This window comes from Mesorhizobium sp. M0854, assembly GCF_040319815.1.
GTDB lineage: Bacteria > Pseudomonadota > Alphaproteobacteria > Rhizobiales > Rhizobiaceae > Mesorhizobium.
This window is the reverse complement of sequence record NZ_JAMYOL010000077.1, coordinates 1-1,536: the sequence shown is the minus strand read 5'-3', so window position 1 is coordinate 1,536 and position 1,536 is coordinate 1. Positions and strand designations below refer to the sequence as shown.

The following is a 1,536-nucleotide window of genomic DNA, read 5'->3' as shown; positions in this document are numbered from 1 at the left end:
CGCATCGGCTCCATGCGCCTGAAACACATTCTTCGCTAGGTCCAATCCGATCGTGTTAACTTCCATTGTGGACGCTCCCTCTCTTACGGTGGCTGTCAAACACCACCATTCTGGCACATCGATGCCGTCGAGGGGGCGTCCACATGGGGTAATCGCGGGAGCGACGCGCCCTGGAACCGATCATAGCCTTGGAGGGTGGCTGTTCCCCGATAAGATGAAATACGGGCTCACGACTGGACGCCGGGCCCAGCATCAACGGAGAACAGCCATGGAAGAACATATCGGTCTCGACGTGTCGATGAAAGAGACGGCAGTGTCGATCCGCCGTGAAGGCGAACGGATCTGGCGCGGGAAGTGCGCATCTGATCCCAGGATCATTGCCGAGCTTGTCCGCAAGCGGGCGCCGGCCGCAAAGCGCGTCGTGTTCGAAACCGGCCCACTGTCAGTTTGGTTCTATCATGCGCTGCGCGCCGAGGGATTGCCAGCCATCTGCATCGATGCGCGCCATGCCAAAGCCGCTCTCGATATGGCGGCGAACAAGACGGATGCGAATGACGCCGATGGTTTGGCGCGTCTTGCTGAAGCAGGATTCTTTCGCCAGGTGCGCGTGAAAGGCTTCGACAGTATGTTGACCCGCACGCTCGTGGCAGCACGCACTCGGCTGGTCCGGATCACCGTCGAGCTTTCCAACCAGATCCGAGGGATCATGAAAACGTTCGGCATGCTCGTTGCCGCCGGTAAGGGAACTACATTCGAAAAGAATGTCCGGAGCCTTCTTATCGATCAGAGCGAGCTTGCTCCTGTCGTGCTACCGATGTTGGAAGCCTGGCGCAGCATTCGCATCCGTGCCGCCGAGCTTGGGCGCCAGCTTGTCGCAGATGCACGTCAAAGCCAAGCATGCCGCATACTCATGTCGATCCCCGGCATCGGCGCCATTACCGCAACCTCTTTCGCCACTGCCATTGAAGATCCGGGCAACTTCAAGAAGTCCCGCTCTGTTGCCGCTTGGATCGGCCTGACAACTCGCCGCTACCAATCGGGAGAAGTCGATTATGACGGCCATATATCCCGACGCGGCGATCGACATTTGCGGGGACTTCTCTATGAGGCTGCGGCGGTCATCCTGACACGCAGCTCGATCGACAGCAGCCTGCGCACGTGGGGCCTCAAGCTCCGGGAGAGGGTTGGCTTCAAACGAGCTGCCGTGGCTGTGGCGCGCAAACTGGCGGTGATAATGCATTCGATGCTCAAGACCGGTGAGTTCTTTGATCGAAATGCAGGCGCCACAGCATGAAATCTTGCGAATAGCGTTCAGGATCTGAGCGCCTGAGACGTCCCTGCCGGGACGTGAGCCGAGCCATTCCGCTGATGGGGTTGCACCGCTGTCTCAGCAAAGTGCGTCGTCCACATTGAAGGCTCGTCCGCGGAGCTCCATCATGCGGCGACTGATGTCGACCGCGAAGACAACCATGCACCCGGCAGCGTCGTCTCGACGCAATTACATGCTTGACGTCCCAGCGGCGATTAGACAACCCC

At 59.3% G+C, this 1,536-nt stretch carries 1 protein-coding gene; it reads left to right on the top strand.

The features are described 5' to 3' along the window. Nucleotides 1-268 precede the first annotated feature (268 nt). Nucleotides 269-1,294 (top strand): IS110 family RNA-guided transposase, encoded by a 1,026-nt coding sequence (locus NKH99_RS32585; RefSeq protein ID WP_353017964.1) that lies wholly within the window; start codon nucleotides 269-271, stop codon nucleotides 1,292-1,294. The last annotated feature ends 242 nt before the right edge of the window (nucleotides 1,295-1,536 follow it).

Bases quoted from the DNA above. Each gene is read 5' to 3' on its own strand.
- NKH99_RS32585 (WP_353017964.1), top strand. From the start codon at position 269: ATGGAAGAACATATCGGTCTCGACGTGTCGATGAAAGAGACGGCAGTG.